Below are 6,000 nucleotides of genomic sequence, written 5' to 3'. Positions count from 1 at the left end.
TGCTCATAATATAGATAATTTTTCTCATATTTATTAACTATATCTTCATTATCCATATGTCCACTCTCCTAACTATAAATATATTATACCATTAATAGCCATTATTGAGACATAAAAAGATAATTCAGTCTAATAAAAAGTCTTTAATGCATATTCTTAACTCGCCAACAATCATTTGAACGATTATTACCATTATTCATCACTATAATATTAATTTTTCGTCTTTTTTGATAAATATCTTCACTAATCATTTCATTAATTGCTGAAATACGTTTATGACCATCTTGACAATAATATCTACCATTTTTAATTATTACTTTAATAGGAAATGATAATCCGATTCGTTTAATTGATTCATACATACTATCAGTAAAATCTTTTTTTTCATATATAATCTCGCTAATATCTATCTGCTGTATTCTCATCAAATATTTTCCTCATTTATGCTTAAATTTCGATAAACCAGATCATCTCGTTCAATAAATCCTAGTTTTTTCCAAAAGTGATTTCCACTTTTATTATCACTAAATACAACTAAAGCAGCTTTATTTATTTCTTCAGTTCTTAAGGCCATTAAACATTCTTTAACTAATGCACTAGCAATTCCTCTTCGGCGATATTCATTTTGAACTGCTAAATGATAAATATAGCCTCTTCTCCCATCATTACCAGCCATAATCACACCAACAATCTTTTCATCAACAACAGCAACAAAATTAGTCTTAGGATTACGTAATAAAAATCTTTTAATTCCTGCTTCACTATCATCGAGGCTTCTAAGACCCATTCCAGAAGTATTTTCCCACAAATTATAGATCGACTGATAGTCACTAATTTTTAATAATCTCATTTTCATCATTAAATACCAAAATTACAAATCTTTTATCTCAAGATATTTTAACACTTCTTCTTGATCACTAAAATGTCGTTTACCAGTTTTTGTTTCCTGATAATCTTCATGCCCTTTTCCTAAAATCATTAAAATATCATTATTATCAAGTAGATCTATTCCCTTTATTATAGCATCATGACGATCTACAATAACCTCAAAATTATCATTAGTTAAATTAGCTGTAATATCATTTAAAATATCCTCAGGCTCTTCTTTTCGTGGATTATCACTCGTAAAAATGACATAGTCACTATGCTCAACAGCAATTCTACCCATAATAGGACGTTTTAAAGGATCGCGGTTTCCTCCACAGCCAATAATTGTTATAATTCGTCCACTTTTAAATTCTTCAGCACTTATTAAAACATTTTTAACAGCATCAGGAGTATGAGCATAATCAACAAAAATACTATTAGTACCATCTTTTATTAATTCCATTCGTCCTGATGGGGTTTTTAATTTATCATTTAATAATAAAATATCATTAATTGCAAAACCTAATTTATTCACTAAAAGCAAAGCAGTTAAATAATTATAAATATTATAACGTCCTACCATATTTAGTGATGTTTCATAACAGTTATTTAAATAAGAAAATTTAAATGTTGTCCCTAAATGCGAAAAACATACATCTTCAATCTTTAAATCACCATCTCTATCACTAATAACAATATTATTATTTTCCAGTAACATAAAGTGTTGATAATAAGGATCATCTCCATTAATAACTGCAATTTTGTTATTTCTTGTTTTTGTAAATAGTTTTCTTTTTGCATTAGCATAATTTTCTATAGTCTTATGATAATCCAAATGATCCTGTGTTAGATTAGAAAAAGCTACTTCATCAAATTCCAGCCCATAAATTCGTTCTTTATCCAAAGCGTGCGAACTAACTTCCATCACAAAATACTTCACTCCATGCTCCTTAGCCTCTAATAACATATTGTATAGTACATCAACATCTGGAGTCGTATTGACAACTGCTTTTTTTACATTGCCATAATAAAAACCTACTGTTCCCATATATGCAGCTTTCTGTTTTAACATTGTTAAAATCTGATAAACCATCAAACAAGTGGTTGTTTTACCATTAGTTCCTGTAATTCCAATCAACTTCATATCCTTAATTAAAGGATAGTAATTTTCGAATAAATATTCCTTTAAATATTGCCTTGTATTTTTTACTGTAATTGTTTCAACACTGTAATTACCTTGTTCAACAATTACTTTACTTGCACCATTTTTAATCGCCTGGTCAATATAATCATGGCCATCTCTAACAACATTGGGGATAGCTATAAATGTATCTCCAGGTTTTACTTTTCTTGAATCTGTTTTTAATGCAACTTCCACAATTTTCACCTCATTTGTCTTTATTATATTATAAATATTAATCATACAAAAGAAAAAGTATTCATTTTTGAATACTTTATTTATTTCTAATCCATTTAATAAATTGAATAATCGGCAAATTAGCTAAAGCTAAACCATAAACTAACATTAATTGTTCAATATTTAATGTTTGAACTTTAAATATCGTTTGTAAAAACGGCATTGTAACAACTAAAGTAATTAAAACAAATCCAATTAAAAATGCTCCTTGTAAAAACTTGTTATTAAAGAAACCTTTTTTAAATAACACTGGATTTTTTGATTTACAATTATAACCATGTACCAATCTCGATAGACAAAGTGTTGCAAAAGCCATTGTACTAGCTAAAACAGAATTTCCATTCTGATAGCCAATCATAAATGCAATCATTGTCATAACCGCAATTACAAACCCTTCAATGCCAACACTAATTAAAAACGTTTTAGTCAATATTGATTCATTCATAGGGCGTGGTTTTTCATTCATTACATTTTTACTATGTGGTTCCAACCCTAAAGCAATCGCAGGAAGACTATCCGTTAATAAATTAATAAATAATAAATGCACAGGAGCAAAAGGAACCGGTAATGCCATAATAGAAGCATATAATACTGCTAAGATCCCCCCAAAATTTCCAGATAATAAAAATTGGATTGCATCTTTAATATGTGCATAAACATTACGTCCGTTTTCAATTGCTTTTACAATAGTTGCAAAATTATCGTCAGTTAAAACCATTGATGCAGCGTCTTTAGAAACCTCACTACCGGTAATTCCCATCGCTACACCTATATTTGCCTGTTTTAATGCTGGAGCATCATTTACCCCATCTCCTGTCATGGAAACAATATTTCCTTTTTCCTGCCAGGCACGAACGATACGAATCTTATGTTCTGGTGAAACGCGAGCATAAACACGTTTATCTTCAACAAATTGTTGCAATTGTTCATCACTTAAAGAATCAATTTCACTTCCCTCAACAGCTTGTGAATCCTTAGTTAAAATACCAATTCTTTTCGCTATTGCTGCAGCGGTTACTTTATGATCACCTGTAATCATGATTGGAATAATCCCTGCTTGAATACACTCTTTTACAGCCTCTGCACTTTCTAATCTTGGTGGATCCATCATCGAAATCAACCCTAAGAAAATTAAATCATTTTCATCTTCTGGTAATAAAACTTTTTCACAGTCAAACTTACGGTATGTTATCGCTAAAACTCGTAAACCATTTTTTGAAAACTCCATATTCATATCTTGGATATTTTTTATATCATTATCAGTTATTGGCAAAACCTGACCGTTTTTTCGAATATATTTTGCTCTTTTAATTAAAACATCTACAGCACCTTTTGTAATCATTGTATAACCATCTTTTAAAAGATGAAATGTAGACATCATTTTACGATCGCTATCAAATGGTAACTCACTTAATCGAGGATAAGCGTTTCTTACCCGTTGAGCCGGTACCCCTAAACGATCGCTTAAATTGATCATTGCTGTTTCTGTAGGATCTCCTATTTCTTGACCATCGATATTAGTAGAATCATTACATAGTATACTTAACCGCATCAAATCTTTGTGTAAAGGATTTGATGGATCAATATCTTTAGCCATAATTCTTTTTTCTTCAATATAATAATCTTCTACAGTCATCTTATTTTGCGTCAATGTCCCTGTTTTATCAGAACAAATAATCGAAACACTTCCTAATCCTTCAACAGCTTGTAATTTACGAATAATAGCTCCCTCTTTAGCCATTTTCTGGGTTCCAAAAGATAACACTATTGTTACAATAGAACTTAATGCCTCTGGAATTGCCGCAACAGCTAAAGCAACAGCAAACATAAAAGCATCACCAATATTACCACCTTGGAAAATATTTAAACCAAATAATAAAACACAAAAGGCCATAATAATAATCGATAATTTCTTACCAAAATTATCAAGATTAACTTGTAATGGAGTTTTCTTTTCAGAAGTAGTTTTCAATAATTGAGCAATCTTTCCTACTTCTGTTTCCATCCCAATTCCAGTAACTAAAAACTTTCCCCGACCATAAGTTACAAAACTACCTGAATAAGCCATGTTAGTACGATCCCCAAGAGGAACCTCACCTTCAATAACCTCGATTGTTTTTTCAACCGCTAGACTTTCACCAGTAAGAGCACTTTCATCAACTTTCAGACTAGCATTTTAAATAATTCTACCATCAGCTGGAATATAATCTCCTGCTTCTAAATATACTTCATCACCAATGGTTACTTCTTTACTTGAAATCTCAATAACTTTACCATCACGTAAAACCTTAGCATTTGGTGAAGATAATTCCTTAAGACTATTTAATGATTGTTCAGCTTTAACTGTTTGGACTGTACCTAAAACAGCATTAATAGTTATAACTATTAAAATTACTAATGCACTTTCTAAATCTCCTAAAAATCCTGATATTAATGCTGCAAAAATTAAAATAATTACTAAAAAATCTTTAAACTGCTCTAAAAATATTATTGGAATACTTTTAGCTTTAGCTTCTACCAGTTCATTTAAACCATATTTTTCCTGATTTTTCCTTACTTGTTCATTGCTAAGCGGCTTTAAAGTACCATTTATCTCTTTTCTAACCTCAGCAGTTGTTTTGTTGTAAAATGCTTTCATTTTTCTTACCTCCTTCTTTTTAACACAATAAAAGCGAGGCTTTTATTGCATCATAAAATGCAATAAAAGTCTCGCTATTTCATTACGTTCCGGATGATAAACTCATCGTATTGACGAAAGCGTAAACACCTAAGTGCCAGCTACTCCCTTTTACTTACTATATATGATAAATATATTATCTACAAAAGTCAACCTATTTTTCATATATTACAATTTTTAGTGAATTCTTAACAATTTCTAAATGATATATCCCCGATGGATAAGTTTCTTCATCAATATTAACATCTTGTTTTGTTTTCAAATCTAATTCTTTTAACTTATTATGATAATATAATCTCCCTCTTTCAAGTTTTCCACTAAACAATAAAATCAAATAATAAGGTATTGAACGTTTCTTCAAACTAGAAACAAGATTAATATCAATAAATCCATCATTAAGATCAGCATTTTTACCAATCCTGAATCCTCCACCAAAATATTTACCATTACAAAACGCTCCAACAATCAGATTCTCTTCATAAATTTTTATACCATCACAATAAAGGCTAGTTGGATATAAACGATATCTTGATAATCGTTTCACTAAAACATTAGCATATTGTAAAGCTCGTGGTAAATATTTTATTTGATGATAATTGTGAACATTATTAGCGATATCACTATCAAATGCACAACAAAATACATTAATACAATAAATATCATTTACTTTAATTAAATCAATTGATTGTGACTTGAGATTTAAAGACATTTTTAAAAGTTTATTAGGATCATTTGTGTGACTAATCGTTCTAATAAAATCATTACCCGTACCTGCAGGAATAACAACTAATTCATTATCACTGCCAATTAATCCCTGTACTATCTCATGTATCATTCCATCCCCACCCACAGCATATATACGATAACTACATTTTTGATAACTTTTAGCTATTTTTGTTGCATGTCGTGGATATTCAGTATACTTGATTTCATATTGATAGCCTTTCATTACATCAACGATCATAGTTTCTATTTTTGTGTTTTTCAGACTAGGTTTCATAATAAATATATGTTTTTTATCCATAAAATATCACCATTT

At 29.8% G+C, this 6,000-nt stretch carries 4 protein-coding genes and 1 pseudogene; all 5 read right to left on the bottom strand.

Annotation, left to right across the window (positions count from 1 at the left end; genetic code table 11):
• Positions 1 to 143 precede the first annotated feature (143 nt).
• The 5 genes and pseudogenes from ACLR9T_RS09495 to ACLR9T_RS09475 all read right to left on the bottom strand — a co-directional run bounded on the left by ACLR9T_RS09495 (position 144) and on the right by ACLR9T_RS09475 (position 5,985).
• A complete protein-coding gene (locus tag ACLR9T_RS09495) occupies positions 144 to 425 on the bottom strand; it encodes a hypothetical protein (protein WP_413109303.1) in 282 nt (93 codons plus the stop codon).
• Complete coding sequence (locus ACLR9T_RS09490) at positions 425 to 850, bottom strand: GNAT family N-acetyltransferase (RefSeq protein ID WP_413109302.1); 426 nt, start codon at positions 848 to 850, stop codon at positions 425 to 427. The genes ACLR9T_RS09495 and ACLR9T_RS09490 overlap by 1 nt, the downstream gene beginning before the upstream one ends.
• Positions 851 to 871: 21 nt before the next feature.
• Entirely contained in the window at positions 872 to 2,290 is a 1,419-nt protein-coding gene (locus tag ACLR9T_RS09485) for a UDP-N-acetylmuramoyl-L-alanyl-D-glutamate--2,6-diaminopimelate ligase (protein ID WP_413109301.1), read from the bottom strand.
• 31 nt (positions 2,291 to 2,321) lie between these two features.
• A pseudogene (locus ACLR9T_RS09480) lies at positions 2,322 to 4,922 on the bottom strand (cation-translocating P-type ATPase).
• A gap of 193 nt (positions 4,923 to 5,115) precedes the next feature.
• Positions 5,116 to 5,985 (bottom strand): diacylglycerol/lipid kinase family protein, encoded by an 870-nt coding sequence (locus tag ACLR9T_RS09475; protein WP_413109300.1) that lies wholly within the window; start codon positions 5,983 to 5,985, stop codon positions 5,116 to 5,118.
• Between the last annotated feature and the right edge of the window lie 15 nt (positions 5,986 to 6,000).

It is taken from the genome of Thomasclavelia sp. (genome assembly GCF_047249845.1).
In the GTDB taxonomy this organism is placed as follows: domain Bacteria; phylum Bacillota_I; class Bacilli_A; order Erysipelotrichales; family Coprobacillaceae; genus Thomasclavelia.
This window is presented reverse-complemented; position numbering and strand designations above follow the sequence as displayed.